The following is a 25,836-nucleotide window of genomic DNA, read 5'->3' as shown; positions in this document are numbered from 1 at the left end:
TATGAAGCAATGATACGGAGGTCATTATGCCTGAATATGCAAAGTTTACCGAGGATATGATAAAGACCCACACTATCCTCGTACCCGATATGCTGCCCATACACTTCAAGATGCTCATTTCCATATTTGAAGCCAAGGGCTATAAGCTGGAGCTGCTGAGGAACGATTCCCGTGCAGTAGTCGATGAGGGACTGAAAAACGTCCACAATGACGCCTGCTACCCTGCGCTCCTGGTCATAGGACAGTTCATGGACGCTCTCAAAAGCGGAAAGTATGACCCCGACAAGACCGCCCTCCTCATCACACAGACGGGAGGCGGCTGCCGAGCTTCAAACTATATCCACCTGCTGAGAAAGGCTGTTGCAAAGAACTATCCCCAGATACCCGTTGTATCCCTGAATTTCAGCGGACTGGAAAAGGACAGCGCTTTCAGGATAACCGCGCCCATGTTCCTTAAAATGTTGTACGCCGTGCTTTACGGCGACCTGCTCATGACCTGCTACAACAAGTGCAGAGCCTATGAGATTAACAAGGGCGAGTCGAAGAAAATGCTGGACAAATGGCACAGGAGACTGTGCAATATCTTCCTGAAGGGCAGCAGGATGTTCCTTAGGACAAAGAAGGTATACAGGGATATACTTGACGATTTCGCTTCCATTCCTCTCAGCAGTGAGAAGAAGATAAGAGTGGGCATAGTGGGAGAGATATATGTAAAGTATTCTCCCCTTGCAAACAACCACCTTGAGGATTTCCTTATTTCCGAGGGCTGCGAGCCCGTTGTGCCCTCACTTCTGGAGTTTGTCATGTACTGCGCCGCAGGTACCTTCAACGACGCTAAGATATACGACCACACCACCAAGCAGTCCATCTTCAACAAGATAGGCTATGACCTTATCTACGCCAAACAGAAAGAGCTCATCAAGGTCATGAAGGAGCAGGGAAGCTTTGAGCCTCTCCACGATTTCGAGCACCTGAGAAAGCTTGCCGACAAGTACATCAATCAGGGCGTAGTCATGGGAGAGGGCTGGCTCATTCCAGCGGAAATGGCTGCACTGGCAAAGTCGGGAGTCGAGAATATCATCTGCACACAGCCCTTCGGCTGTCTGCCCAATCATATCGTGGCAAAGGGTATGTCCAGAGCCATCAAGCAGGACAATCCCAACGCCAATATAGTCGCTATCGACTATGACCCCGGCGCCACAAGAGTAAACCAGGAAAACCGTATCAAGCTCATGCTTGCCAACGCAAGGCTTTAAGCCAATGTGAAGGCTGAGGGGAGAAGCTTCACCATGATAAAGACAAGAACAGGCGAAATAATAGTTACCAATGAAAACCAGAACAAGCTGCTGAAAAAGCTCTACGGAAGCGTCCTCGGAAGGGTGCTGCTGAAAACGCTGACCGCTCCTTTGGTGTCCTGTATCGCAGGAAAATTCATGGACTCAAGGGCATCTGCACTGCTCATAAAGCCCTTCATAAAGCGCAGCGGCATCGACACCTCACAGTATGTGATGTACCGCTTCCGCTCCTATAACGACTTCTTTACCCGCGTGGTAAAGCCCGAAAAGCGCCCCATAGACTATGCTCCGGACCACCTTATAAGCCCCTGTGACTCAAAGCTGACGGTGCATAAGATAAGCAGGAAGAGCATATTCCGCATAAAGGGCTCACGCTACAGAGTCAGCGACCTGCTGAAGAACGAATTTCTTGCAAACCGCTTCTGCGGAGGCTACTGCATGATATTCCGCCTTGAGGTGGACGATTACCACCGCTACTGCTACATAGATGACGGCACAAAGACCGACAATACCTTCATAGCGGGAGAACTCCACACGGTAAATCCCATAGCTCTTGAGCGGTATAACATCTACAAGCGCAACAGCCGCGAGTACACCGTGCTCCACACCAACAACTTCGGCGATGTGGTACAGGTGGAGGTGGGCGCCATGATGGTGGGACGTATCGTCAACCACCAGGGCGAGGGTGCCTTCTGCCGCGGCGAGGAAAAGGGCAAATTCGAGTTCGGCGGCTCTACCATAGTAATGCTCTTCGGCAAGGACACTGTCTGCCCCGATGAAGATATACTCCGCAATTCCGCGGAGGGCATAGAGACCGTTGTGAAATACGGCGAAAAGATAGGAACAGGCTGCCGCTGAGCGCAGTCTCGAAGAGGAGAATAACATGAAAAAGACCATTCTTGTGCTTGCCTGCCTGCTGACAGCAGTATTCGCAGGCTGCACCGACAAAGACGATATATCGGTGCCCCATCTGGAGATACCTCCCATTGTGGAGCCCTATACGGTTCCCGAGGGTACCTTCGACGTTGACGCGGTGCGAAGCAATATCAATATCAAGGGTCAGCACTTCGACCTTCCCCAGTACCTTACCAAGCTGAAAAAGGACTGGTCGTTCAAGTTCTACGACAGGAAGGATTACGGACTTGATGAGGGAAAGGGCATGGCTTCCCTTTACTACAACGGTACGGAAATGGGTACCGTAATGCTGGAGAACTGCTACACGGGTCATGAGAAGGAGAGCGTAATGTACAGTATCTCCGTAAAGACCGCTGACAGCGATATTTATGGCATAACTCCCCTTGTGTCCACAGTTGCGGACGTTGAGAGGCTCATAGGCCTTCCCGACGAGAAGCACAAGCTGGAAAAGCCCTATACCTGCACCTACCGCTACGGTATCATGCTGGGCGAGGACGAGCAGGGCATCCTGCGCGGTCATTCCATCGTGGTATCCTTCAATGAGGAGGATATAGTGGATATGGTCAGCATAACCTACTCGGATATGTCCGATAAAAACCTGCCCGCAGAGACCACCTGACCAAGACAGTATACAAAAAGCGTCCATAGGGGACGCTTTTTTTCGGCAATATCCCGAATGTGGAGGAAATTTCAGCAAGCCGCTTGACAAAAAAGGACAGATGTAGTATAATGTGTAAAGTGATTTTGCATTACACCCAAAAGAGGTGCCCGGAAATGGCTAAAGAACTGAAATTCGTAATGCTCCTTGACTGCTACGGCGACCTGCTCACAGACCACCAGCGCAGTATCATGGAGATGTATTACTGCGACGACCTCTCCCTTGCGGAGATAGGTCAGCCCATGAATATCACCAGACAGGCTGTGCGCAGCATTATCAAGCGCACCGAGGATATACTCCTCAACTATGAGGAAAAGCTGGGCTTCGCGGAAAGACTGGGCAGGATGCGGGAGTGCTTCGGCAATATCGAAGCTGCCGCAGAGCAGATCACTGACGGGAATATAAGAAATACCATACTCTCCGAGACCGCTAAGGGCGCGGAGCTGCTGTAATATAAAGGAGGTTCGGCATGGCATTCGAGGGACTTTCCGAAAAACTCAATAACGTCTTCAAAAAGCTCAAATCAAGAGGTAAGCTCACTGAGTCCGACGTAAAGGAGGCTATGCGTGAGGTAAGACTTGCGCTGCTTGAAGCCGACGTAAGCTACAAGGTCGTAAAGGACTTTGTAAAGAGCGTAACAGAAAGAGCTGTGGGCGAGGAAGTGCTGGCAAGCCTGACTCCCGCTCAGCAGGTAATAAAGATAGTTAACGAAGAGCTGGTCTCCCTTATGGGTAACAGCAACGCCCGTATAAATATGGCTTCAAAGCCGCCTACGGTCATCATGATGTGCGGACTTCAGGGTTCAGGTAAGACCACCCACGCTGCAAAGCTGGCTAAGCTCCTCAAGAAGGAGGGACACCGTCCCCTGCTGGCTGCCTGTGACATCTACCGTCCTGCCGCTATCAACCAGTTACAGGTCGTGGGCGGAAAGGCTGACGTAAAGGTGTTTGAGATGGGTCAGACAGACCCCGTTGTCATCGCCAAGAAGGCTCTTGCCTACGCCAAGGACTACGGTCACGACATACTCATCATAGATACCGCAGGACGTCTCCACATCGACGAGGCTCTCATGGACGAGCTGGTCAATATCAAGAAGGAGACAAACCCTGACGAGATAATGCTGGTAGTTGACGCTATGACAGGTCAGGACGCAGTAAATGTCGCCAAGGCATTCGACGATGCCGTTGGTATCACAGGCGTTCTTATGTCAAAGCTTGACTCCGATACCAGAGGCGGTGCGGCTCTGTCCGTACTCTCCGTAACAGGTAAGCCCATCAAGTTCGTTGGTATGGGCGAAAAGCTGGACGATTTCGAGCAGTTCCACCCCGAGAGAATGGCTTCCCGTATCCTCGGTATGGGCGATGTGCTCACACTCATAGAAAAAGCCGAGAACGTCATGTCCCAGAAGGACGCTGAAAAGCTCACCAAGAAGTTCAAGGAGAACAAGTTCGATATGGACGACCTCCTGGACCAGATGAAGCAGATCAAGCGCATGGGCTCAATGAAGTCGATACTCGGTATGCTCCCCGGCGTGGGCGACAAGATAAAGGACGCCGATATAGACGAGAGCCAGCTGGGCAGGATAGAGGCTATGATAACCTCTATGACCAAGGCTGAAAGAGCCAAGCCCTCTATCATCAATCCTTCACGCAAGAAGCGTATCGCAAACGGTTCGGGCACAAAGGTCGAGGACGTTAACCGCCTCCTCAAGCAGTTCGACCAGATGCAGACCATGATGAAGAAGTTCACAGGCAAGTCCGGAAAGATGAGCCTGCGTAAGGCAAGAAAGAACCTTGCAGGCATGAACTTCGACAAGTACACAGGCAAGGGCGGCGGAAACCTGCCCTTCTGAAAAGACTGACACAGCTTTCAATGCGACGTCTCCCGCCGCATGGAATATATACTTTTTACACGGAGGTGAATTCAAATGGCAGTAAAGATCAGACTGAGAAGAATGGGCGCTAAGAAGGCTCCTTTCTATCGTGTAGTCGTAGCTGATTCAAGATACCCCAGAGACGGTCGTTTCGTTGAGGAGATCGGTTACTATGATCCTACTAAGGAGCCCTCTGTTGTCAAGATCGACGCAGATAAGGCTAAGGACTGGATCGCTAAGGGCGCACAGCCTACTGACACAGTAAAGGCTATCCTCAAGAAAGAGGGAGTTCTTTGAGCTGAAGCTTAATGGAGGAGGAGAGGCGTAATGGTCTCTGCCTCTGTCCGCAAGCTTATCGGAGGTTATACTAATGAAAGATTTACTTTATGCTATCGCAGCAGGCCTCGTAGAAGATAAGTCCGCTATAAATATCACCGAGGACGAGCCCGACGAAGAGGGCGTTATCGTATTCCACCTTAACGTTGCTCCCGACGATATGGGCAGAGTTATCGGTAAGCAGGGCAGGATCGCAAAGGCCCTCCGTACTATCATGCGCGCAGGTGCAGCAAAGAAGGACCAGAAGGTCTCTGTTACGATCGAATAAGCAGAAGCTCCCCGACAGGGAGCTTTTTTGTTTGTATATATATTGACAAACAGCATTTTTTCTGATAGAATATTATCATCATGAATAAGGGGGTTTTTTACCATGAAATGCAAATACTGTAACTATGAAAACAAGTTAGGCGACAGATACTGCGAAAACTGCGGAGCTATGCTGGAGGATGCGTCGGGGGCAATGGACGATCTCTTTGCGGCTTCAAAGGCACCTGTTGACACAACAGCATCTGAGCAGCCTGCCGCAGGCAGCCAGCCTGCTGGCGGCGGTCAGCCTGACAATTACGGACAGCAGGGCGGTTACGGTCAGCCCAACAACTATGGACAGCAGGGCGGCTACGGTCAGCCCAACAACTACGGACAGCAGGGCGGCTACGGTCAGTCCAACAACTACGGACAGCAGGGCGGCTACGGTCAGCCCAACAACTACGGACAGCAGGGCAGTTATGGTCAGCCCAACAACTACGGACAGCAGGGCGGCTACGGTCAGCCCAATAACTACGGACAGCAGGGCGGCTACGGTCAGCCCAATGGCTACGGACAGCAGGGCGGCTACGGCCAGCCTTACGGTGCTCCTATCTACGGACTTGATCCCTCATTCTACAATCAGTCGGACGGAAGTCCCAGATATGTAGGCTTCGGCGAGGCTATCAAGCTCTTTTTCAAAAATTATGTGAACTTCAGAGGACGCTCCACACGAAGCGAATACTGGTTCGGCTACCTGTTCGTCTTCATCGTGGGAATATGCGTAAGTACGCTTACATCTATCATTAATATGGCAATGGGCACAGATGGAATATGGATAACAAGGATCATCAGCTTTGCTGAGACAGCTGTGTTCTTCCTGCCAAATCTTTCTGCACAGGTAAGAAGGCTCCATGACATCGGCAAATCAGGCTGGTGGGTATTAGGTAGCGCCCTTATCGCCATAGGAGGCGGCGGATTTATGATCGCATCAGGCGCTTCTGGCAGTTTAGACGCTGTTGGCGCAGTATTCTGTGCAACATTCCTGTTCCTGTTGGCATATGCGATAATAATGCTCATTTTCCTGTGCCGTCCCAGCGAGGGTGCCAACAAGTGGGGATACCCTGCAATGCCCAAAATGAGATTTTAAGCCGAAAGCTCAGCCCTGAGGAAAGGGCGGAAACACGTATATAAGTTATGCCCCGAAGCGTTTCAAATTGCTTCGGGGCATTATTTTTTATATGATTTGAGTTTAGAGTTTAGAGTTGATAGTTGAAAGTTGTGGAGTCGCCTGCGGCGACAATATTTAAATATTGTGAGCGAAGCGAACACATTAACTCTCAACTCTCAACTTTCAACTATCAACTTAGCGCATACGCGCTGAATTATGATTTATTCTTACAGGAATGGGCGCATTTCTGCGGAAAGCCGCTCCTCGGCGCTGATTATACGCTTTGCCATGTCCTTGGAGCGCTCATCGGCTGCCTTGTACTCATTGAGATAACGGCTCAGGGACTTTACTCCCATGTTGCAGCCGTCCACCATAAGGTCGGCAACGGTGCTGTCGGAGCCGTCAACGGTGAGCTTAACATTGGATTTGAGCCATGACATACCCTTTGCAATTGCAGCAGGCTCCTTGCCCTCGTCATTATACTCCCCGAGAAGTCCCTGTAGGTCAGCCTTCAGCCTGTCATGCTCCTCAGAGCTGTCCTGAAGCAGCTTTTTAAGCCCGGGACTGCTTACATATCCCAGCACATCGCCTATGGAGGATATGCCCATCTTTACGCCTGCATCGCACTCCCTGAGAAGTCTTATCGTGTCCTGTTCTATCATAAAAAACACCTCCCTTTGCAGCTATTATGCCCGCAAAGGGAGGTTTTATACTTATTCGTCGTCATCGTCGCCGCCGTCGTTTCCGTCGCCGAAGTAGAGGTTCGTCATCTGCTGCATACCGTACTTCTCGGCAAATCTCTCAAAGGCTTCCCTTGCCTTGACCCAGCTGTAGCCTGCGGCGATAAGAGCTGCGTCACTGGTGTCGCTGAGCTCATCGTAAAAGGCAAGACCTATCATCAGATTTTCCTTGGTATTATCGTCCGTAAGCCTGTCCACTTCCTCAACAGCTTCCTTGATCTCGCCGTTTCTCAGCTTTTCTATGAGGGTGTATGCCTTCTGGTTGTTCACTTCCTGAAGCATAGCAAAGGACTGATCCACCTTTGCGTCCAGCAGCACCTTTGCCATAACTGCGGTTATTTCCTTTATCTGGCGCATTATATAATCCTGTTCATACATAGTCCTGCCTCCTTTCGGTATAAAAACAGACCTGCAACTATATGCAGCAGGTCTGTGTTATTTATCAAAGATCCAGCTTTGAGCGGAGCTTCTCAAAGAAGCTCTGGCGCTTTGCGTAGTTCTTTTCCGTGAGCGAAGCCTCGAACTGCTTCAGCAGGTCCTTCTGCTTCTTGGAAAGGTTCTTGGGCACCTCAACGTATATCTTTACATACTGGTTTCCGCGGTCTGTGCGGTGGAGCCTCTGTACTCCCTTGCCCTTGAGGCGGAAGATAGTGCCTGTCTGGGTGCCTTCGCCGATTGTGTACTTCACATCGCCGTCAATGGTGGGTACGGTTATCTCCGCGCCGAGGACGGCTTCCATATAAGTAACGGGTATATCACAGTGTATGTCGTAGCCCTCGCGCTTGAAAATGGGGTGGGACTTTACGTTGATACCCACGAGAAGGTCGCCGTTGGGACCGCCGTTGATACCGCAGTCGCCCTGACCGCCGATACGCAGTGTCTGTCCGTCGTCAATACCTGCGGGAATGTCGATGGAAACGGTCTTCTGCACTCTCACTCTGCCAACGCCGCGGCACTTTGAGCAAGGGTTCTTGATTATCTTACCCTTGCCTCCGCAGTGAGGACATGGCTTTGATGATGATATAGCGCCGAAGGGAGTGCGCTGTGTGGTCTTTACCGAGCCTCTGCCCTGACAGTCGGGACAGATATCGGGTGTTGAGCCTGCCTCTGCGCCCGAGCCCTTACAGGAGTCGCAGACGCACATACGATTGACTCTCAGGTCGTACTTCTTGCCTCTGCAGGCGTCCATGAAGTTGATGGTGACGGTCTCCTGAATGTCCGAGCCTCTTCTGGGAGCGTTGGCATTTGAACGCTTTGAGCCGCCGCCGAAGCCGAAGCCGCCGAAGATGCTGCCGAGAATATCGTCCATATCGGCAAAGCCGCCGAAGCCGCCCATGCCTTCAGCGCCGCCGCCGTAGCTGGGGTCAACGCCTGCGTGGCCGAACTGGTCGTATCTTGCACGCTTTTCGGGGTCTGAAAGCACCTCATGAGCCTCGTTTATCTCCTGGAACTTCTCAACATAAGAGGGATCATCGGGGTGGAGGTCGGGGTGGTTCTCTCTTGCCTTTTTACGAAAGGCTTTTTTTATCTCGTCCTCGGAAGCCCCCTTCTGGAGACCGAGGACCTCGTAATAATCTCTTTTTTCTGCCATATATCTTTTCTCCGTTCTTCCGCTGTCCGGCGGAAAGTTTTTGTAGGGGACGGCGTCCTCGACGTCCCGTTCCGGAATCATTACTGATCCATATAACATGGGCTGTCGGGGACGCCAGCCCCTACAAACAGGAATACGGATCTAATTCGTTTATATATACATCTTAGGGCGGGCGGAGAACCTCCGCTGCCTTTTCACGGCATATTCTTATATACACCTTTAGGGCGGGCGGAGAGCCTCCGCTGCCTTTTCGCGTCATAATACTATCATAACGGTAATATTTTGCCGCGCCTGTAAATACACCTTTAGGGCGGAAGGAATTCCGCCCTAAAAATCAGCCGTTTTCTATCTCGTCTACATACTCTCCTCTGCCGCCGTCATAATCGCCCAGGTCGTCTTTAGCAAATTCATTGAACAGCTTCAGACCTATAAAGGCTATGGCACACAGAATGATTATTATAACGAGCTTTTTCAGCCATTTATTGTGTTCCATGATCAAACTTCTGTGAAGTCTGCGTCAACTACTCCGTCGTCGTTGCCGCCCTGAGCACCTGCATCAGCAGCACCGCCCATGTTAGCGAACTGTGAAGGATCAATGCCCTGAGCACCGCCGTTGGGAGCTGCCTGCTGGTAGATCTTTGCGGAGAGGTCATAGAATGCCTTCTGGAGGTCTTCCTTCAGGTTCTTGATCTCGTCAGCGTTGTCAGCAGCGATCGCAGACTTGAGGGCTGAGCACTTAGTCTCGATGTTTGACTTCTCGTCAGCTGATACCTTGTCGCCGAAGTCTGTGAGAGCCTTCTCGCACTGGAATACCAGGTTCTCAGCCTCGTTCTTGTTGTCAACTGCCTCACGGCGCTTCTTATCCTCAGCAGCATACTGCTCGGCTTCCTTTACAGCCTTGTCGATGTCCTCCTTGGACATATTTGTGGAAGCTGTGATAGAGATGTTCTGCTCCTTGCCTGTGCCCAGGTCCTTAGCGGATACGTGAACGATACCGTTCTGGTCGATATCGAATGTTACTTCGATCTGGGGGATTCCTCTGGGAGCGGGAGCGATACCGTCGAGACGGAATGTACCCAGCTGCTTGTTGTCGCGTGCGAACTCACGCTCACCCTGAAGTACGTTGATGTCAACAGCAGGCTGATTGTCTGCGTAGGTTGAGAATACCTGTGACTTCTTTGTAGGGATAGTTGTATTTCTCTCGATCATTCTTGTGCATACGCCGCCTGCTGTCTCGATACCCAGTGAAAGGGGCGTTACATCGAGGAGGAGGAGTCCGTTCTTGACGTCGCCGCCGAGAACGCCGCCCTGATATGCAGCACCGAGAGCTACGCACTCATCAGGGTTGATGCCCTTGAAGGGCTCCTTGCCGATAAGCTTCTTTACAGCTTCCTGAACAGCGGGTATTCTTGAAGAACCGCCCACCATGAGGACCTTGTTGATCTCTGAGATGTTGAGACCGCTGTCGCTGAGAGCCTGTCTTACAGGTCCCATAGTAGCCTCTACCAGGTCAGCTGTGAGCTCGTTGAACTTAGCCTGTGTAAGAGTAAGGTCAAGGTGCTTTGGAGTGCCTGTTGCATCAACAGTGATGAAGGGGATATTGATGTTTGAAGTTGTTGTGGAAGAAAGCTCGATCTTGGACTTTTCAGCTGCGTCCTTGAGTCTCTGTGCAGCCATCTTGTCCTGTGAAAGGTCGATGCCCTCAGTCTTCTTGAATTCCTCAACGATCCAGTTGATGATACGCTGGTCGAAGTCGTCGCCGCCGAGACGGTTGTTACCTGCTGTAGCAAGTACCTGCTGAACGTCCTCGCCCATTTCGATGATGGAAACATCGAATGTACCGCCGCCCAGGTCGTAAACCATAACGGTCTGCTCCTCTTCCTTGTCGATACCGTAGGAGAGAGCTGCGGCTGTAGGCTCGTTGATGATACGCTTAACGGTAAGACCTGCGATCTGACCTGCGTCCTTAGTAGCCTGTCTCTGTGAGTCTGTGAAGTAAGCAGGAACTGTGATAACAGCCTCTGTTACGGGCTCGCCCAGGTAAGCCTCTGCATCAGCCTTCAGCTTCTGAAGGATCATAGCTGAGATCTCCTGAGGAGTGTAGTTCTTGCCGTCGATGCTTACTTTATAATCAGAACCCATGTGTCTCTTGATAGAAGAAACTGTTCTGTCGTGGTTTGTGATAGCCTGTCTCTTAGCCACCTGGCCTACGAGACGCTCGCCGTTGTTTGTGAAAGCGACAACGGAAGGAGTTGTTCTTGCGCCTTCGCTGTTGGGGATAACTACAGCGTTACCGCCCTCCATAACTGCTACGCAAGAGTTAGTTGTACCAAGATCGATACCAATAATTTTACTCATAATAAATTCCTCCTAATTTATAATGCATAATTCATAATTGAATTATGGGTGTGATCGGCTTATTTTTATCACTTATAAAAAGTATTTTTTACTTGCAGCCGGAATCCAATTGGCTGCAATGCATAATGCGTAAATTCAAATAATTATGAATTATTTAGAGCTCCGCGCTACACTGCCACTGCCACCATAGCGGGGCGTACCAGCTTGTCGCCGAGCATATAGCCCTTCTGGAAGACTGCACAGACATGATTGCTTGCATAGTCGGTGCCGTCCTGCTGCTGGATAGCGTTGTGTACATTGGGGTCGAATTCCGCGCCGAGAGCCTCTATTTCTGTCACGTTCATCTGTGTCAGGAAGGCTGTGAGCTGGTTGTATATCATGCTCATGCCATTCTTGAAGTTCTCGTCGGTACACTCTGCCTCAAGAGATCTCTCGAAGCTGTCCAGTACGGGGAGGAGCTTCTCCACGCATTTTACGGAAGCGTTCTGATAGGTCTCTGTCTTTTCCTTGGCTGTTCTCTTGCGGTAGTTGTCGTACTCAGCAAAGAGCCTCAGGTACTTGTCGTTAGCCTCTGCCAGTGCGTCCTCCATATCCGCGAACTGTGCGGCGGAATCGTTGTACTCGCTGGCAGCGTCGGCTTCTTCAAGCTCTTCTGTATTTTCTTCCTCGGGAGCCTCTGCGGTATCGCCTCCGAGCTCTTCCTGCTCTTCCAGCTCCTCTGAGATATTCTCATTTTTTTCCATCGGTCATTGCTCCTTTCTACGGCTCCTGCTTATTGTCGGGAGCGTTTATGATGTCATCATCGCCGCTGTCCATCAGCGAGGAGATCCTCTGCGTCAGGTATTCGACGTATGGAATGATCTTTTTGTAATCTACTCTCATGGGACCTATGACTCCCAGAGAGCCCGCCTCCTTGCCGTCCTTGCGGTACTTGGAGACGATAAGGCTTGAATTTCCGATAGCGAAGCTGTCGTTCTCCGCACCGAACTTCACCTGTATGCCGCTGAATGCGTTTTCAAGGAGCTCCGAGAGACCGTCCTTGTGTTCTATGAACTTGACGACCTCCATTTTGTCCAGCTCATCGCAGGACAGGAGCTTTTCACTTCCGCTGACTGTCAGCTCCTGCTGACGAAGGTCCTCGGAGAGCTCGCATATGCCCTTTACAAGGGGTGAAAGCGATACCATGTAGGCGCTTACTGCGGCAACCATTTTGTCCATCATCTCCTCGGAGAGCTCATCTACAGAGACTCCGCTGAGATTTTCCTCTATATAATGTGTAAAGAAATCGAGCTGTTCATGGCTGAGGTCGAATTCGAGTCTGCAAGCCTTGTTCTTGATGTTTCCGCTGGAGGTTATGAGCAGGATAACGTAAAGACGCTTTCCCGTGGGGATAACTTCCACCTTGGATATGACCGAAAATCTCGGAACAGCATTTGTTACCACTGCGGCGCAGTGGGTGATCTCCGTGAGAGCCGTAGCGGCGTTCTGCACAAGGAGCTCCTCGGGGGTATCCTTATCGCCCAGCATATCATCAATCATTTTCTTTTCCTCCTCGGGAATGTCGTGAGGAGTCATTAGCTCATCAATGTAGAGGCGATAGCCCTTGAAGGTAGGAACGCGTCCTGCCGAGGTGTGGGGCTGTTCAAGGTATCCCAGCTGTTCGAGAGCCGCCATATCGTTTCGGATAGTAGCAGAGGAAACATTGATATTTTCCAGCTTCGAGATCGATTTCGAGCCGACGGGTTCGCCCGTCCTGACATATTCGTCAACCACGGCAGCGAGTATCTTCAGTTTTCTTTCGTCCACGATACTCCCTCCCTTTATCGATCTGTCTACTGACCTCGTTAGCACTCTAACTCTCTGAGTGCTAACTATAATTTATCACTATTGTGAGGTTTTGTCAAGGGTTTTATTCATTTTCGGCTTTTTTACCTAAATTAACCGTGGGCTGACTATCATTTAGAGCATTTTGACAAATAGCGAAACAAGCCGTGTTTTCGTGCTTCAGCCTATTGACAAAGGCGTTTTTTCATCGTATAATAATAGTGCAGTAAAGGCACTGCAAAAAATCATTTGAAGAGTAAAAATGTGTTCGTTATACCACAAGGTATTCCAGTGTTGACCGAACGGGGAGTTGTCGGTCAAACGAAAAGCTCAGGCTTACGGTTCACATTTTGCATCCCGCTTCATAGGACAACTAAAAAGAAACAGAACCTTCTTTTCTTGTCGTATGAGTGAGGAAAAGGAGGTTATTTTTATGGCTGCAAACAACAGAGGAACAGCAGTAAAGTCCGGAATCAGACTTTTCGGAAGCACAAAGGTACTGGTACTGGCAGCGCTGCTCATCGCTATCAGCGTTGTGGGAAAATCACTGAGAGTTGACATCTTCAGCGTTATCCGCATAAGCGCCGAGACACTGCCCATACTTATGGCAGGCATCTTCTTCGGACCCTTTATCGGCGCCGCAGTAGGTGCAGGCGCAGACCTTATCGGCTGCCTGGTAACAGGCATGACACCCGCGCCCATGATAACATTAGGCGCAGCGGCAACAGGCTTTATGGCAGGACTTGTATATAATAATGTATTCAAGACCAAGGCTCTCCCCAGAATAGCACTGTCTGTCATCATCGCAAGACTTGTGGGCTCTGTGCTCATCACCACAACAAGTCTGTATTTCCTCTTCCCCGCAATGCGTCCCCAGCTCATCTGGAGACCTGTGACAAGCCTGGTAATGGCTGTCATCGAGATCAGCATAATCTATATGCTCATGAGCAACAAGGCGTTCACGGCTCAGCTTGACAAGATCAGGAAGAAATGAACTACACAGAAGCACTTGAGTACATGAAAAAGGCTGCCGAAAGAGGCAGCGTTCTCGGACTTTCCCGTGTTACCGAGCTTCTTCACATCATGGGAGACCCACAGGACAGGGTAAGGACTGTCCATATCTCGGGCACCAACGGAAAGGGCTCCTTCGGGGCTATGCTGACGGCTGTGCTGAAAAGTGCAGGCTATAAGGTGGGGGGATTTTCTTCACCTGCCATCACTTCTGTCACAGACAGCTTCCGTATAGGCGGCGAGGAGATCTCACAGCAGGAATTTGCCGACCTTATCGGCGATATAGCTCCCATATGCGAGAGCATGGAGGAAAAGCCCACGGAGTTCGAGGTGCTGACGGCGGCAGCCTTTGAGCTGTTTGTGCGCCGGGGCTGCGATATAGCCGTAGTTGAATGCGGTATGGGCGGCGACCTTGACTCCACCAACGTCATAAAGGCTCCCGTGCTCTCGGTCATCACCAACGTACAGAAGGATCACAGCGCCTTTCTCGGCGATACCGTGGCGGAAATAGCCTCCCACAAGGCAGGCATCATCAAGCAGGGCAGACCTGTTTACTTCGGCGGCGACAGCGAAGAAGCCTATGAGATCATTGCCGACAGGGCAAAAGCTATGGACGCGGAGCTGTTCCTTCCCGATTATTCGCGGTTCTCATGGGACGAGAACTGCTGCACCACCAACGGTGCAGACATCACCTGGGAGGGCGAGAAGCTCCACATACCGCTCCTCGGCACATATCAGTTCACCAACGCTGTGAACGTGCTGAGCTGTGTTAAGATACTCAGGAGGGATGGGCTTGACATTCCCTTTGAGGCAGTGAAAAGCGGTCTTGGGGCTGTTAAGTGGCACGGACGCTTCGAGGTGCTGTGCAGGGAGCCCCTTATAATATATGACGGCGCTCACAATCCCGACGGCATACGCTGCGCGGCAGACAGTATACGCCTGTATTTCGGGGATAAAAAGGTGGCGCTCCTCATCGGCGTAATGGCGGACAAGGAGTACAGCCTCTATGCGGATATGCTGGGAGAGCTGGCGGTGCGAGCCTTTGCGGTAAAGCCCGATAATCCGCGCTCTCTGGACAGTGAAAAGCTGGCGGAGACTCTTACGGAACGCGGGCTTCCCACCACAGCCTTTGCAGACCTCGCTGAGGGAGCAGCTGCGGCTTACAGCTATGCTGCGGAGAATAATATCCCCCTCATTGCTCTGGGTTCGCTGTATATGTACAGAGAGTTCACGGAAGCTCTCGGCTGCATTTTTTACTGACATAAATCATAATTTATCGTAATACCGTGCGGCAACTATGAATGGGATTCCAAAGGGACTGTGTTCCTTTGGCAGAGTCCAGAGGCAGCGCCTCTGGCGGGGGTCAAGGGGCAGAGCCCCTTATTACGTCAGGCGCCTCGCAAGGGGTGAATCCAAAAACAGTCCGGTGGACTGTTTTTGGAGAGGGGACGCCTTGTAAGAGAAGGCGTCCCCTGGTTGAGCGGATGATAGTCGCCACTATAATACGAATTTTGTGGGACGTCGAGGACGCCGTCCCCTACATAATGCTAAATTATGATTTATCGGAGTATCCATAGCAAACACAATGCCCCTGAGTGTTAAAAGCACTCAGGGGCAAAATATTATATATGCTTACTGACGATTGAGTGAGCACGCCTTCCATAAGCCGCCGTCATTTACAGCGTCGATGACCAGAGTCTGTGAAGCGCCGAAGTAGTCCACGGGGACTGTGAATGTGAATGAGCCGCCTGTCACATTGCTGACAGTGGGCTCGCCTGTGTAGCTGTAGCCGCAGCCTCTGCCGCCCTGTAAATAGTAAAGTCCGCCGTCAAACTCCTTGAACATTGGAACATCGCCTGTATATATCTCATTGTACCTGTAGAGCAGGTCACCGCATATCCTTGACTCAACGTAGGTCTCCACGTCCCAGAGGGAGTAGAAGCGTGGGTCGGTAACATTGGAATATCTGTACATACCGTCGTCTATAACATCGCCGCCTGTGCTGACAGCGCCGCCGTCCAGCAGATCGATGTCGTTGAGGTTTATCATAATGCTCTTTGCAGCTGTGATGTATTCAGGGGGAACGGTGTTTTCCTGAGGAGCAGCTGTGGTCTGGGGAGCAGTTATCTCGGGAGCCTTCTGCTCGGGAGCTTTGGTCTCCTGAGGAGTTGCAGCTGTAGTGGCAGCCTGTGTAGCCGCAGGTGTATTGGCAGCCGGTGCATTACCCTCCTGTGCAGCTGTGGTGTAGGGAGTTACCTCTATGTTGAACTGCTGTGCAGAGCGTGAGGAGGTGCCGTTGTAGGTCTCCACTGTGCAGGATGCGAGACTTGCGCAGAGCAGTGCGGAAGCTGTTATAAAAGCGTGTATCTTATTCATATTATACCTTCTTTCGTGCGGAACCGATTAGCGTGTACTTATATGATACACATTTTCAGCGGCTTTTTCAAGAGTGAAAATCACCGAACTTCAGCCTGCTGAGCGGGATTTTTAGTATATATAGCCATGACAGCTCCCATGAGACAGTCAGATCCCCGGAAAAAGCAATGTCCCGAAGCGTTTTTTTCATCGCTTCGGGACTATTTATATTATCTCATGAACACTTTTTTATTTTCAGCCCTCGATCTTGGGGAGGTTTGCGATGGACTTTGCGATCTCCTCGTCTGTGGGGATATAGTCGCTCATCTTGCCGTCGTTGAATGCGCCGTAAGCGTACATATCAAAGTAGCCTGTACCTGTGAGACCGAAGAGGATAGTCTTCTCCTCGCCTGTCTCCTTGCACTTGAGAGCCTCGTCGATAGCAGCGCGGATAGCGTGGCTGCTCTCGGGAGCGGGAAGGATACCCTCAACTCTTGCGAACATCTCGGCTGCCTCGAATACAGAGGTCTGCTCAACTGAGCGAGCCTCCATGAGACCCTGATCGTAGAGCTCTGAGAGGATAGCGCTCATGCCGTGGTAGCGGAGACCGCCTGCGTGGTTGGGTGAAGGCATGAAGCCGCTGCCCAGTGTGTACATCTTCTGGAGGGGGCAGATCTTGCCTGTGTCGCAGAAGTCATAAGCGTATGTACCTCTTGTAAGGCTGGGGCATGATGCAGGCTCAACAGCGATGAATCTGTAGTCAGCCTCGCCGCGGAGCTTCTCGCCCATGAAGGGAGCGATGAGACCGCCAAGGTTTGAACCGCCGCCTGCGCAGCCGATGATAGTGTCGGGCTTGATGCCGTACTTGTCCATAGCTGCCTTAGCCTCAAGACCGATGATGGTCTGGTGGAGGAGTACCTGTGAGAGCACGCTTCCGAGAACGTAGCGGTAGCCCTCCTTTGTGGTAGCTGCCTCAACAGCCTCTGAGATAGCGCAGCCAAGGCTTCCGTTTGTATCGGGGAATTCAGCCAGGATCTTTCTTCCCACCTCAGTTGTGTTTGAGGGTGAGGGAGTTACGTTTGCGCCGTAGGTACGCATTACCTCGCGGCGGAAGGGCTTCTGCTCGTAGCTTACCTTTACCATGTATACGTTGCAGTCAAGGTCGAAGTATGAACAAGCCATTGAAAGAGCTGTACCCCACTGACCTGCGCCTGTTTCTGTAGTAACGCCCTTGAGACCCTGCTTCTTTGCGTAGTAAGCCTGTGCGATAGCGGAGTTGAGCTTGTGGCTTCCGCTGGTGTTATTGCCCTCGAACTTGTAGTAGATCTTAGCGGGAGTTCCCAGCTTCTTCTCAAGGAAGTAAGCTCTTACCAGAGGAGAGGGACGGAACATCTTATAGAAGTCCTGTATCTCCTGGGGAATGTCAATATAGGGAGTGGTATCGTCCAGCTCCTGCTTAGCCAGCTCCTCGCAGAAAACATGACTCAGATCCTCAAGGGTACAGGGCTTGCCTGTAGCGGGATTGAGGAGGGGAGCGGGCTTCTTCTTCATATCAGCGCGTACATTGTACCACTGCTTGGGAAGCTCATTTTCTTCCAGATAGATCTTGTAAGGTATTCTCTCGTTTGACATAGTAAATTCTCCTTTTCGTCAGTTTTGGATCGTGTGTACTATGCCGAGACGGAATATAAAAAGGCTCCTGTCCCAGCATTAATTCTGCCGGGACAGAAGCCGTAAAACTTCTGCGGTGCCACCCTGCTTGACGCTCAGCGTCCACTCGATCTGTACATATATACAGTGGTTTTGTTAACGCAGACCATTCTGCGTCTTGCCTACACAGTGCGTATTGTCAAATGCCGTACAGCTGTCATTCTGTTTTGTCCGTCCTGAAGTCTGTACAACGTCTGTCTGCGCATACAGCCAATACTGACCGCGCCGCACCTTCAGCTCGCCCTCGGAAGCCCATTCGCTCTGAACTGCATATCTGCTCTCACCTGCCGCAGACTCTCTGAAATGCAGAGACATGAGTTACTATTCTTCTTCATCGGTTTACCAAGGTGAATTATAACATATACAGGGCGATATGTCAAGGTCAGCGGGGCAAATTCCCCAAATTGCTGAAAAAACTGCGGAATGAGCGGAAGAAAAGTGTTGTAAAATTGAAAAAGGCGCAGAATTGGCAGAGCCATTTCCGTTATCTGCCGTACGATAAAACGCTCCCTAAAGGGAGCGTTGTTTACCTTATGAAACCTTCCTATTACCCGTAATAGAACAGATATATAGGGAAATTGCGGAAAAAGACTTTTCAACAGTGGTGAAAAGTGGTATAATAGTAGGGTGTACAGCTTACTTGATGTCGCTCCTGTACTTTGCACGGGTGCGCGAGATGCTCTCCTCGCTCCTCTTTATAAGGTTGAGCAGGGACGATGAGTACTGGGCGAAATCCTTCTGGAGAGTAGCTGTGGTAACATAGAGGGTATCGAAATTGTCTACGCAGTCATTTCCGTCAAGGGCTATTCCGCTGGAAGCCGCCTTGATATTGGCTTCGCTCATGGATACGATAGCATTGGCGCTGTCATTTGCGATTACCTTGGGTATGCGGAAAAGCTTCTGGTCATTGTGGGGATTTGCGTTGTAGACGATACGGAAAAGCTTGTACACCGAGAGCATAAGGTAGGACGATACCTCCTTGATGAGGGTGATGCTGTTTGCCTTCTGAGCGAGGCTGAACAGCAGGCTTATGGAGTTGTTGATTATCCTTCTGTTGAAGTTGATTATCTCAGGCGACGGCATTTTCATGCTGTTGTTGCCGTCATCGTCGGGAATATCCTCGATAGTGATGGTCTTTCCCTCGGGCTCGGGAGTTCTTCCCAGCAGGTAGTCACAGGAAACGTTGTAGTAATCAGCTATCTTTACAAGGAAGTTGAGACCGCATTCACGGATGCCCTTCTCATAGTGAGAGAGCAGAGCCTGGGAAATACCAAGGTCCGTAGCAGCCTGCTTCTGGCTTATATGTCTTTCCTTACGCTGTAAAGTGATGATTCTTGCAAAATCTGAATTCATTGAAAAAACCTCCCGAAATATACTTCCAAAAAATTTATTTACTAAAGATCCGTTACTATTATTATAATACAAAATGTATAATTTGTAAATATGCAGAAGTATGAAAGAATTAGAGAAAAAAATCGGCACTTTTCGTTAATTTTACTAAGAGTTAAAAAAACGGGCAGTAAATTTGTGCAAAATTATCCTGTCTGTATGTTTGAGAAGTTCCATGACTGTGTTTCACAGGATATTTTATAAAAGGAGACCTATATGAAAGGCTACAGGATAAGCGTTCTCCGTCACGGCATGACGGAGGCAAACGAAAAAGGCGTCTACATCGGCAGTACAGACCTGCCCCTTTCCGACAAAGGAGCTGCGGAGCTGGCTGCAAAGACGGACGAGTATGACTACCCAAGGGTGCACAGGGTCTATTCCTCGCCCCTGCGCCGATGTACGGAGACCGCGGAGATACTCTTCCCCGATACCGAGCTCTGTACTGTTGACGACCTGAGAGAGCTGAATTTCGGCGAATTTGAAAACAAGAGCATTGACGAGCTGGCAAGGCGCAAGGACTACAATGACTGGCTCAGAGGCGGCAAGGACGCCCGTCCACCCAAGGGCGAGAGCCTTGAGGAGATGACCGCCAGGACCTATAAGGCGATACACGGCGTTATCACCGATATGATGGAAAACGGTCTCACCCACTGCGCCATCATAACCCACGGCGGTATCATATCCAATATGCTCAGCTGCTTCGGACTGCCCAAATACGACGCTAAGACCCTCAGCTGCGATTTCGGCATGGGCTTCGATATAATCGTTACGGCTCAGATGTGGCTGAATTCTCAGGCTTTCGAGATACTGGGCTACTGCCCCTATGACAGGCTGCCCTCGGAGGAGGACGAATAATCGGGCTCAGACCGTCAATAATATCTGCAAGACCATTTTTACGGAGGCGCAGATATGAAGATAAGGGAGCTTATCCGCTATTCGGGGCGGCTGCTAGAGGGCAGAAGGGCAAGGACAATGATGATATGCCTGCTTCCCCTGGGGGCAGAGCTGTTTTTCCGCTTCGCTGAGGCGGCGGTGTTCAGCCTGCTGCTGTATTTCGGCGGCAGTATGCCCATTGAGCTTTTCAGCGGCAGCAGCGCTGTGCAGCTCTCCGTTACGGGAGTATGCACCCTGCTCAGGTGGCTGACGGCGGCTCCGCTGATGTACGGGGCGGCACAGAGGCTTTACCTCATCACCGCAGAGCTCCCACACAGGAGGACAGCGCCCTTTTCGCGGACAGTCCTCAACAAGCGTACCCTCAGACGAAGCATTTCCGCTGCCCTCTGGACAAGAGCCATAGGGCTGCTGGGACTGGTGCCCCTTATCTTCTTCGGAGCCTGGGGCTATGAGCTGCTCAGGGGAAGGCTCCGCGGCACGGGGCTGTTCCTGGCGGCAAATGCGGTGTTTCTCGGTGTGGTATCGGCGGTGCTGTGGCTGTCGCTGAAGCTGAGCTTCGCAGCGGTGCCCTTTCTGCTGGCAAGGTATCCGCAGCTGACGGCTTTCCGCGTAGTTATGCGCTCCGTAGGCTTCATGAGGGGCAGAAAGCGTGTACTTCTCGGGCTTTTAGCGGTATATCTTCCGCAGATGCTGACCATTGCGGGACTGCCTTATGCCCTAATGAGGCTCATGACCGCTTTTTCGCTGAGTATCGACATTTTCATCAGGGAGGACGAATATCTTGAAACGGATAGAGCTGACGGTGGACAGCGAAAAGCCCGTGACGCTGGAAAAATTTCTCGTAAAAAAAGGCGTGTCAAGGCGGCTGCTGACAAGGCTTAAACGTGTGGAGGGCGGTATGACCCGCGGCGGCGAGACCGTCCGCAGCATAGACACCGTGAACAGGGGCGATGTCATAGTCCTCGCCCTTGAGGACGACAGCTTCCTTGAGCCCAATGGTGCTCTCAATGTGCCCATAGCTTTTGAGAATGAGAGCCTTGTGGTGTTCGACAAGCCCTGCGGTATGCCCGTCCACCCCTCGGTAAAGCATCAGGGGGACACCCTGGGCAATTTCTTCGCCCACCGCTATCCCGGGCTCACCTTCCGACCTGTGAACAGGCTGGACCGTGATACCTCAGGGCTGTGTATGATCGCTAAGGACGCTCTTGCGGCAAAGCTTCTCCAGGGAAGCTGCAAAAAGGTCTACTATGCGGCTGTTCACGGGAATATCCCCGAAAGGGGCACCATCGACGCTCCCATAGCAAGGGAGAGAGAGTCCATAATCCTGCGATGTGTCCGTGAGGACGGTCAGCGCGCCGTGACTCACTACACTAAGCTGCTTGGCAGCGAAAGGTACTCCCTTGCGGAGATAGACCTTGAAACGGGACGTACCCACCAGATAAGGGTGCATTTTGCTCATATCGGAGCTCCCCTCGCAGGGGACGACCTCTACGGCGGGCTCCGTGATGATATATCAAGACAGGCTCTCCACTGCGGCAGGCTCAGCTTCAAAGACCCGCTGACAGGTGAGCCCATAACAGTTTCCTCGGAGCTTCCCGGGGATATAAAAGCATTGTTTCCAACAGGAGGTATAATATGGAAAAGATAGCAAGCTTTCAGGTAGACCACACAAAATTCAGCGTAGGTATGTACATATCCCGTATCGACGATGACATCGTTACATACGACGTCCGCATGGTGAAGCCCAACGGCGGCGTATATCTGGAGACTCCCTCCATGCACACCATCGAGCACCTTTTCGCCACATTTGCAAGAAACTCAGAGTTCGGCAAGAACATCGTCTATGTGGGACCCATGGGCTGCCGCACGGGATTTTATCTGCTCACAAGGGGACTTTCCCACGAAAACGCCATAAAGCTGGTGCGTGACGCTTACACCTTCATCAGGGATTACAACGACGAGATACCCGGCTGCACAGAGGTGGAGTGCGGAAACTACCGCGAGCACGACCTTGCTTCCGCAAAGAAGGACGTTGTGCCCCTTCTGGAGAAGCTTCAGGACTACACAGTTGAGATGCTGGACTATTCCTGGCACTTCGACAAGAACTGAGCATACAGCGGCAGGGGGCGCATTCCCTGCAAAGTATAAACGATAAATGGAACAAGGGCGGATACTTATCCGCCCTTACTGATAACTGAGCACTCCCCCCATCACTAAACTTTCACTTGATATTTTATTTAAAATATGTTATAATAAATAGTGCTGTTCTTTGGCATGAGCCGGGAACATATATTATCATGAATGAAAGGAGCTGTTGTCATGGATACGGAAAATCAGGACTTTTCCGCGGAAACAGGTGATATTGTACCTGCTGCCGGCGGTGAGAAGCTGAACTTCTTCGCAAGAGTGGGCCACTTCTCCGTGAAGGTGGGCGCTGCCCTGCTTCTGGGACTTGTCAAGGGCGTCAAGCTCATACTCTCAGAGCTGCTTGAGCTTGCCGTATCGCTGCTTAAAGCGCTCCTTTGGCTGCTCAGGGAGCTGACCTCTCCCCTGAGGAACCGATTCAATATAAACAAGGATATGCAGAAAAAGGTCATGCGAGCGAAAAAAGCAGGCAAGCCCGAGTACAACAAGGCGCTGCTGGAGTTCTGGTGCTCGTATCTTTTCGGCGAGGACGGCGTGTTCTATACCGCCTTCAACTATATACTCCCTGTGGTGTCCGTAGCCTTTCTGATAGGTATTATCCGCTACGGTTCGGGACTTGAATACGGTCTAAGCGTGGAGTACAACGGCAGAGAGATAGGCATGATAACCGCCGAGGCAGACTTTGAGGCTGCCGAGCAGGAGGTACAGCAGAGAATAGCCTATGCCGACAGCCAGGAGAACATAGACCTTTCCGCAAAGTATTCGCTGCGTATCATAAACGAAAATGACAAGATAATCTCATCGTCACAGCTGGCAAACGAAATGCTTGCCGCCTCCGATGAGGCTCTCACAGAGGCTTACGGTATCTACATCGACGGAAAGTTCATAGGCGCTGTTACCGATAAGGACCCCGTCCAGGACGCCCTCAACGAGAGGATACTCAACTACCGCGTTGACGGCGTGGTAAAGGATATTTCCTACAAGAACAATATCGAGTATTCACACGGTATCTACCTTGCAAGCAGCGTTATGGACAAACAGGCTGCCATAGACCTGCTTACATCCTCAAAGGAGAAAAAGGCTGTATATATCGCTCAGAAGGGCGATACTGCCGTTACCATTGCCCAGAAGTACAATATGGACCTCGACAAGCTTGAGGAGCTCAACGAGGGCATTACCAAGAAGTGCAGCAAGGGCATGATAGTAAACGTAATCGAGACCGAAAGCTACCTTCCCATACAGTATGTCCGCGAAATGGACCCTGTTACCTTCCTTGACTATGAGACTGTTGAGGTTGAGACCAGCGCCCTTAACGTGGGCGTAAGGGACACACTTGTAGCGGGCAGACGAGGCGAAAAGACCAGCCATATCGAGATAACCTACGTTGACGGCAAGGAGTACTCACGCAAGACCATAAGCAGCAAGATAACCAAGGAGCCTGTGGTCGAGAAGATAGGCATAGGTATCTACGCCGCAAGACCTGACAGCCCCGATACTATACTGACTGGCTCCGGCGAGTTCGCATGGCCTGTTGACGGCGGCTGGGTAAGCGACGGCTTCGGCGGCGAGAGGAACCACAAGGGTATGGACATTGCAGCTTCAACAGGTACGGAGATATATGCCGCTGCCGACGGAGAGGTAGTCTCCGCAGGCTGGAACACAGGCGGCTACGGCTATTTCGTTCAGATAGGCCATACCGACGAATACCAGACCGTTTACGGCCATATGTGTGAGGTGCTTGTCCAGGACGGACAGTACGTCTCCCGCGGACAGCTCATCGGACTTGTGGGCAATACGGGTAATTCCTTCGGCTCACACTGCCACTTCGAGGTAAGGCACCTGGGAATATGCCTTGACCCGGCACTCTTCCTCAACACCACCAACAGCTTCAACACAGAGGCTGACAAGAAGAAGGAAGAGGACAAGAAAAAGGATAAAAACTGACATAAATAAAGCCCCGAGGCGTTTCAAAGCGCTTCGGGGCTTCTTATTCGTCTGCTGTATCACAGCAATTTCTCAAGTTCATCAAGGAGCTTCTTTTTCATGTTTTCAAGCTGCTCCTCACCTGGTCTGTTTTCATCGGAGTACATCTTCTCCATAGGATACCACCAGACAGGTCCCTTGCCATTGTTTCCGTAGTTACCGATGTCACCGCTGACTCTCGGGTACAGATGCCAGTGAAGATGAGCGTCACCCATGCCAAGCAGCTCATAGTTCATCTTCTCAGCTCCGAAAGCCTTTGACACAGCTTCCGCAACAACAGACATCTCCTCAAGGAACTTTGCTCTCTCTGCAGGCTCCAGATGGAAAAGCTCCGTCTTGTCTCCGTGGTGTTTGTAAAGAAAGAGGGAATAGCCGTGGAAATGCTGGTTATCGCCGATTACCACATATCCCGTTTCAAGCTCCTTCACAAAATAGGGATTTTCTCCATTTTTTATCATTTCTATCCTGTCGCATATCAGACACATGATAGTCCTCCGAAAAATATAGTAATAATTATAGCAAAGCTAAATTATGATTTAAGGCTAAGGGCTTTAACATCACTTCTTGTTCTTCCTGTAGATTATAGCCAGACCCTTTATGAGGAGGTTGTTGTCAAGTATTATCTTTCTCCTGCAAAGGGGAACTACCAGCTCTGAAAGTCCGCCTGTTGCCACTGCTGTGCACTTCTCGCCCAGCTCGTCCTCTATGCGGTCGATTATGCCGTCAAGGGCGCTGGCGTTGGAGTAGAGTATGCCGCTTTTGAGGCAGTCGATGGTGTTTGTGCCGATAACATGGGGCGGCACCTCAAAATTCACCTTGGGGAGCTGTGCTGTTCTTGCTGTGAGAGCGTCGGCAGCTACCTTCATGCCCGTGAGGATAAGTCCGCCGCGGTAGTTCTTCTTGCTGTCAACAACAGAGAGAGTTGTGGCGGTTCCCATATCAATGATGATGAGGGGAACGGGATACTGGTTTATAGCCGCAACAGCGTCCACAGCCTGATCGCTTCCCAGCTGTGCAGGGTTGTCGATCAGGATATTGAGTCCCGTTTTTACTCCGGGACCTGCCATCATTACGTCAACTCCGAAGAGCTTGCGGACAGCCTCTTTGACGGTATTGGTCACAGAGGGCACTACCGATGACATAATGGCGTCATCTATGTCAGAGACGTTGAAGCTGTTCATCTCCAGGATAGTCTTGATAAGTACAGCGTATTCTGCGGCTGTGGCGTTGTGGTTTGTGCTGATCCTCTCGAAGAGGACCACCTCGTCCTTGTCGTCAACACAGCCGAAAACGATGTTGGTATTTCCGATATCTACTGCTAAAAGCATTGTTTTCCTCCTGAATA

At 51.0% G+C, this 25,836-nt stretch carries 28 protein-coding genes and 1 riboswitch; of the genes, 15 read left to right on the top strand and 13 right to left on the bottom strand.

Going from position 1 to position 25,836, the window contains the following annotated elements:
• Positions 1–26 precede the first annotated feature (26 nt).
• From T488_RS0116030 to T488_RS19065, 8 genes are all read left to right on the top strand, one after another.
• Entirely contained in the window at positions 27–1,256 is a 1,230-nt protein-coding gene (locus tag T488_RS0116030; protein ID WP_028521690.1) for a 2-hydroxyacyl-CoA dehydratase, read from the top strand.
• A 33-nt stretch (positions 1,257–1,289) separates the two neighbouring features.
• Positions 1,290–2,153, top strand: a complete 864-nt coding sequence (locus T488_RS0116025; RefSeq protein WP_037298594.1) for a phosphatidylserine decarboxylase — start codon at positions 1,290–1,292, stop codon at positions 2,151–2,153.
• A gap of 25 nt (positions 2,154–2,178) precedes the next feature.
• Entirely contained in the window at positions 2,179–2,829 is a 651-nt protein-coding gene (locus T488_RS0116020; protein ID WP_028521688.1) for a hypothetical protein, read from the top strand.
• Positions 2,830–2,984: 155 nt separating this feature from the next.
• Positions 2,985–3,320, top strand: coding sequence for a YlxM family DNA-binding protein (gene ylxM / locus T488_RS0116015; RefSeq protein ID WP_028521687.1), 336 nt, complete (start codon positions 2,985–2,987; stop codon positions 3,318–3,320).
• Between the two features lie 17 nt (positions 3,321–3,337).
• The gene (ffh, locus tag T488_RS0116010; RefSeq protein WP_028521686.1) at positions 3,338–4,720 is read left to right on the top strand and encodes a signal recognition particle protein; all 1,383 of its coding nucleotides are present in this window, start codon (positions 3,338–3,340) and stop codon (positions 4,718–4,720) included.
• A 75-nt stretch (positions 4,721–4,795) separates the two neighbouring features.
• Positions 4,796–5,038, top strand: a complete 243-nt coding sequence (gene rpsP, locus T488_RS0116005) for a 30S ribosomal protein S16 (protein WP_019679906.1) — start codon at positions 4,796–4,798, stop codon at positions 5,036–5,038.
• 73 nt (positions 5,039–5,111) lie between these two features.
• Positions 5,112–5,345 (top strand): KH domain-containing protein, encoded by a 234-nt coding sequence (locus T488_RS0116000; RefSeq protein WP_019679907.1) that lies wholly within the window; start codon positions 5,112–5,114, stop codon positions 5,343–5,345.
• A 102-nt stretch (positions 5,346–5,447) separates the two neighbouring features.
• A complete protein-coding gene (locus tag T488_RS19065) occupies positions 5,448–6,470 on the top strand; it encodes a DUF805 domain-containing protein (protein WP_028521685.1) in 1,023 nt (340 codons plus the stop codon).
• Between the two features lie 248 nt (positions 6,471–6,718).
• Here the strand turns inward: T488_RS19065 and T488_RS0115990 are convergent, their stop codons facing one another.
• The 7 genes from T488_RS0115990 to hrcA all read right to left on the bottom strand — a co-directional run bounded on the left by T488_RS0115990 (position 6,719) and on the right by hrcA (position 12,986).
• Complete coding sequence (locus T488_RS0115990) at positions 6,719–7,153, bottom strand: hypothetical protein (protein WP_028521684.1); 435 nt, start codon at positions 7,151–7,153, stop codon at positions 6,719–6,721.
• A gap of 51 nt (positions 7,154–7,204) precedes the next feature.
• On the bottom strand, positions 7,205–7,609 hold the full coding sequence (locus T488_RS0115985) for a DUF6483 family protein (RefSeq protein ID WP_028521683.1): 405 nt from the start codon (positions 7,607–7,609) through the stop codon (positions 7,205–7,207).
• A 64-nt stretch (positions 7,610–7,673) separates the two neighbouring features.
• Positions 7,674–8,822, bottom strand: a complete 1,149-nt coding sequence (dnaJ, locus tag T488_RS0115980) for a molecular chaperone DnaJ (RefSeq protein ID WP_028521682.1) — start codon at positions 8,820–8,822, stop codon at positions 7,674–7,676.
• A gap of 334 nt (positions 8,823–9,156) precedes the next feature.
• Entirely contained in the window at positions 9,157–9,315 is a 159-nt protein-coding gene (locus T488_RS19735; RefSeq protein ID WP_155267241.1) for a hypothetical protein, read from the bottom strand.
• A 2-nt stretch (positions 9,316–9,317) separates the two neighbouring features.
• Positions 9,318–11,180 (bottom strand): molecular chaperone DnaK, encoded by a 1,863-nt coding sequence (gene dnaK / locus T488_RS0115970; protein ID WP_028521681.1) that lies wholly within the window; start codon positions 11,178–11,180, stop codon positions 9,318–9,320.
• A gap of 167 nt (positions 11,181–11,347) precedes the next feature.
• Positions 11,348–11,923, bottom strand: coding sequence for a nucleotide exchange factor GrpE (gene grpE / locus T488_RS0115965; RefSeq protein ID WP_028521680.1), 576 nt, complete (start codon positions 11,921–11,923; stop codon positions 11,348–11,350).
• Between the two features lie 16 nt (positions 11,924–11,939).
• On the bottom strand, positions 11,940–12,986 hold the full coding sequence (gene hrcA / locus T488_RS0115960; protein WP_028521679.1) for a heat-inducible transcriptional repressor HrcA: 1,047 nt from the start codon (positions 12,984–12,986) through the stop codon (positions 11,940–11,942).
• Between the two features lie 268 nt (positions 12,987–13,254).
• Positions 13,255–13,369: riboswitch (THF riboswitch) on the top strand.
• A 68-nt stretch (positions 13,370–13,437) separates the two neighbouring features.
• On the opposite strand from hrcA, the gene T488_RS0115955 reads away from it, so the two are divergent.
• Both T488_RS0115955 and T488_RS0115950 read left to right on the top strand, forming a co-directional pair.
• Positions 13,438–13,998, top strand: coding sequence for a folate family ECF transporter S component (locus T488_RS0115955; RefSeq protein ID WP_028521678.1), 561 nt, complete (start codon positions 13,438–13,440; stop codon positions 13,996–13,998).
• Positions 13,995–15,275, top strand: a complete 1,281-nt coding sequence (locus T488_RS0115950; RefSeq protein ID WP_028521677.1) for a bifunctional folylpolyglutamate synthase/dihydrofolate synthase — start codon at positions 13,995–13,997, stop codon at positions 15,273–15,275. Before T488_RS0115955 ends, T488_RS0115950 begins: the two co-directional genes overlap by 4 nt.
• Before the next feature lie 372 nt (positions 15,276–15,647).
• Here the strand turns inward: T488_RS0115950 and T488_RS0115945 are convergent, their stop codons facing one another.
• The 4 genes from T488_RS0115945 to T488_RS0115930 all read right to left on the bottom strand — a co-directional run bounded on the left by T488_RS0115945 (position 15,648) and on the right by T488_RS0115930 (position 19,433).
• Entirely contained in the window at positions 15,648–16,391 is a 744-nt protein-coding gene (locus T488_RS0115945) for a hypothetical protein (RefSeq protein ID WP_028521676.1), read from the bottom strand.
• Between the two features lie 234 nt (positions 16,392–16,625).
• A complete protein-coding gene (locus tag T488_RS0115940) occupies positions 16,626–18,002 on the bottom strand; it encodes a TrpB-like pyridoxal phosphate-dependent enzyme (RefSeq protein ID WP_028521675.1) in 1,377 nt (458 codons plus the stop codon).
• Positions 18,003–18,176: 174 nt separating this feature from the next.
• Entirely contained in the window at positions 18,177–18,395 is a 219-nt protein-coding gene (locus tag T488_RS0115935) for a hypothetical protein (protein WP_028521674.1), read from the bottom strand.
• A 321-nt stretch (positions 18,396–18,716) separates the two neighbouring features.
• A complete protein-coding gene (locus tag T488_RS0115930) occupies positions 18,717–19,433 on the bottom strand; it encodes a helix-turn-helix domain-containing protein (RefSeq protein WP_028521673.1) in 717 nt (238 codons plus the stop codon).
• Positions 19,434–19,685: 252 nt separating this feature from the next.
• Here T488_RS0115930 and T488_RS0115925 point away from each other — a divergent pair, with 252 nt between their 5' ends.
• The 5 genes from T488_RS0115925 to T488_RS19060 all read left to right on the top strand — a co-directional run bounded on the left by T488_RS0115925 (position 19,686) and on the right by T488_RS19060 (position 24,452).
• Positions 19,686–20,324, top strand: a complete 639-nt coding sequence (locus tag T488_RS0115925; RefSeq protein WP_028521672.1) for a histidine phosphatase family protein — start codon at positions 19,686–19,688, stop codon at positions 20,322–20,324.
• A 54-nt stretch (positions 20,325–20,378) separates the two neighbouring features.
• Positions 20,379–21,245, top strand: coding sequence for a hypothetical protein (locus tag T488_RS0115920; protein WP_028521671.1), 867 nt, complete (start codon positions 20,379–20,381; stop codon positions 21,243–21,245).
• Positions 21,145–22,011 carry an RluA family pseudouridine synthase gene (locus T488_RS0115915; protein WP_155267240.1) on the top strand — a complete coding sequence of 289 codons (867 nt, stop codon included), beginning with the start codon at positions 21,145–21,147 and terminating at the stop codon, positions 22,009–22,011. Before T488_RS0115920 ends, T488_RS0115915 begins: the two co-directional genes overlap by 101 nt.
• A complete protein-coding gene (locus T488_RS0115910; RefSeq protein WP_028521669.1) occupies positions 21,999–22,472 on the top strand; it encodes an S-ribosylhomocysteine lyase in 474 nt (157 codons plus the stop codon). The genes T488_RS0115915 and T488_RS0115910 overlap by 13 nt, the downstream gene beginning before the upstream one ends.
• A 210-nt stretch (positions 22,473–22,682) precedes the next feature.
• Complete coding sequence (locus tag T488_RS19060; protein ID WP_082320567.1) at positions 22,683–24,452, top strand: peptidoglycan DD-metalloendopeptidase family protein; 1,770 nt, start codon at positions 22,683–22,685, stop codon at positions 24,450–24,452.
• Between the two features lie 59 nt (positions 24,453–24,511).
• Here T488_RS19060 and T488_RS0115900 read toward each other — a convergent pair whose 3' ends face one another.
• Positions 24,512–24,976 carry an HIT family protein gene (locus tag T488_RS0115900; protein ID WP_028521668.1) on the bottom strand — a complete coding sequence of 155 codons (465 nt, stop codon included), beginning with the start codon at positions 24,974–24,976 and terminating at the stop codon, positions 24,512–24,514.
• A gap of 72 nt (positions 24,977–25,048) precedes the next feature.
• Positions 25,049–25,819 carry a type III pantothenate kinase gene (locus T488_RS0115895; protein ID WP_028521667.1) on the bottom strand — a complete coding sequence of 257 codons (771 nt, stop codon included), beginning with the start codon at positions 25,817–25,819 and terminating at the stop codon, positions 25,049–25,051.
• Between the last annotated feature and the right edge of the window lie 17 nt (positions 25,820–25,836).

Origin of the sequence: Ruminococcus flavefaciens ND2009 (genome assembly GCF_000621785.1) — a bacterium.
Lineage (GTDB): Bacteria > Bacillota > Clostridia > Oscillospirales > Ruminococcaceae > Ruminococcus > Ruminococcus flavefaciens_C.
This window is presented reverse-complemented; position numbering and strand designations above follow the sequence as displayed.

Coding starts and splice junctions, on each gene's coding strand:
- T488_RS0116030 (WP_028521690.1), top strand. CDS start 27: ATGCCTGAATATGCAAAGTTTACCGAGGATATGATAAAGACCCACACT.
- T488_RS0116025 (WP_037298594.1), top strand. CDS start 1,290: ATGATAAAGACAAGAACAGGCGAAATAATAGTTACCAATGAAAACCAG.
- T488_RS0116020 (WP_028521688.1), top strand. CDS start 2,179: ATGAAAAAGACCATTCTTGTGCTTGCCTGCCTGCTGACAGCAGTATTC.
- ylxM (WP_028521687.1), top strand. CDS start 2,985: ATGGCTAAAGAACTGAAATTCGTAATGCTCCTTGACTGCTACGGCGAC.
- ffh (WP_028521686.1), top strand. CDS start 3,338: ATGGCATTCGAGGGACTTTCCGAAAAACTCAATAACGTCTTCAAAAAG.
- rpsP (WP_019679906.1), top strand. CDS start 4,796: ATGGCAGTAAAGATCAGACTGAGAAGAATGGGCGCTAAGAAGGCTCCT.
- T488_RS0116000 (WP_019679907.1), top strand. CDS start 5,112: ATGAAAGATTTACTTTATGCTATCGCAGCAGGCCTCGTAGAAGATAAG.
- T488_RS19065 (WP_028521685.1), top strand. CDS start 5,448: ATGAAATGCAAATACTGTAACTATGAAAACAAGTTAGGCGACAGATAC.
- T488_RS0115990 (WP_028521684.1), bottom strand. CDS start 7,153: ATGATAGAACAGGACACGATAAGACTTCTCAGGGAGTGCGATGCAGGC.
- T488_RS0115985 (WP_028521683.1), bottom strand. CDS start 7,609: ATGTATGAACAGGATTATATAATGCGCCAGATAAAGGAAATAACCGCA.
- dnaJ (WP_028521682.1), bottom strand. CDS start 8,822: ATGGCAGAAAAAAGAGATTATTACGAGGTCCTCGGTCTCCAGAAGGGG.
- T488_RS19735 (WP_155267241.1), bottom strand. CDS start 9,315: ATGGAACACAATAAATGGCTGAAAAAGCTCGTTATAATAATCATTCTG.
- dnaK (WP_028521681.1), bottom strand. CDS start 11,180: ATGAGTAAAATTATTGGTATCGATCTTGGTACAACTAACTCTTGCGTA.
- grpE (WP_028521680.1), bottom strand. CDS start 11,923: ATGGAAAAAAATGAGAATATCTCAGAGGAGCTGGAAGAGCAGGAAGAG.
- T488_RS0115955 (WP_028521678.1), top strand. CDS start 13,438: ATGGCTGCAAACAACAGAGGAACAGCAGTAAAGTCCGGAATCAGACTT.
- T488_RS0115950 (WP_028521677.1), top strand. CDS start 13,995: ATGAACTACACAGAAGCACTTGAGTACATGAAAAAGGCTGCCGAAAGA.
- T488_RS0115945 (WP_028521676.1), bottom strand. CDS start 16,391: ATGAATAAGATACACGCTTTTATAACAGCTTCCGCACTGCTCTGCGCA.
- T488_RS0115940 (WP_028521675.1), bottom strand. CDS start 18,002: ATGTCAAACGAGAGAATACCTTACAAGATCTATCTGGAAGAAAATGAG.
- T488_RS0115935 (WP_028521674.1), bottom strand. CDS start 18,395: ATGTCTCTGCATTTCAGAGAGTCTGCGGCAGGTGAGAGCAGATATGCA.
- T488_RS0115930 (WP_028521673.1), bottom strand. CDS start 19,433: ATGAATTCAGATTTTGCAAGAATCATCACTTTACAGCGTAAGGAAAGA.
- T488_RS0115925 (WP_028521672.1), top strand. CDS start 19,686: ATGAAAGGCTACAGGATAAGCGTTCTCCGTCACGGCATGACGGAGGCA.
- T488_RS0115920 (WP_028521671.1), top strand. CDS start 20,379: ATGAAGATAAGGGAGCTTATCCGCTATTCGGGGCGGCTGCTAGAGGGC.
- T488_RS0115910 (WP_028521669.1), top strand. CDS start 21,999: ATGGAAAAGATAGCAAGCTTTCAGGTAGACCACACAAAATTCAGCGTA.
- T488_RS19060 (WP_082320567.1), top strand. CDS start 22,683: ATGGATACGGAAAATCAGGACTTTTCCGCGGAAACAGGTGATATTGTA.
- T488_RS0115900 (WP_028521668.1), bottom strand. CDS start 24,976: ATGTGTCTGATATGCGACAGGATAGAAATGATAAAAAATGGAGAAAAT.
- T488_RS0115895 (WP_028521667.1), bottom strand. CDS start 25,819: ATGCTTTTAGCAGTAGATATCGGAAATACCAACATCGTTTTCGGCTGT.